The organism is Vibrio sp. 2033, assembly GCF_033339735.1.
The window spans coordinates 1-661 of sequence record NZ_JAWOVC010000414.1; the positions used below are offsets into that span (position 1 = coordinate 1).

The 661-nt window shown below is 45.2% G+C and carries 1 pseudogene; it reads left to right on the plus strand.

The features are described 5' to 3' along the window. Positions 1-50 precede the first annotated feature (50 nt). Positions 51-661: pseudogene (locus tag R7P74_RS26915) on the plus strand (fimbria/pilus outer membrane usher protein); the annotation flags it as partial.

Genomic DNA, 661 nt, shown 5'->3' on the forward strand with positions numbered 1-661 from the left:
TGAACAGACGCAATGAAATGTATGTCTTGCTTTGGGTTGGATTACTAAGTATGGCGTGGAGCAATATTGGCCTTTGTGCGAACTCACCCAACAGTTTTTCTGAGTTACCGAGTCCTGAAAACTTTTCTTTTGATAAGTTTAACAATATTAGCTTGAAACTAGAATTGGTGATCAATCAAAGAGCGACGGGGCATATTACCGAAGTCGAGCGCATTGGCGAGCAGTACTTTCTCCAGCGGCAAGATCTAATAGCGGTTGGCGTTACGGCCAAATCGTTGCCAGGAACGGAAGACAGAATTGACGTTTCTTCCATCGCTGGGGTTAACGTGCGTTATTTGCAATCGTCATTGCAACTGGCGATCGACGTTCCGCCGAACTGGCTGCCGATGCAGAGTTTATCTGCACACGACATGGGGCGATTTTCTCCAGCTAAGTTTGGTCGTGGGGGACTGTTTAACTACAACGTTTTTGGTGTGTATGAAAACGAAAGCCAACAAAAGGAGGTTTCTATCGATCATGAAATCAGAGCCTTTTCTGAGTTTGGTGTTTTTTCTACAACGGGAATATTTAAATCCAATTTTCACCGCGATGTTCAGTCTCAGCAAAGCAGTCAATACACCCGTTTCGATACAGGGTATGAGTACGCCAATCAGGCGCGACG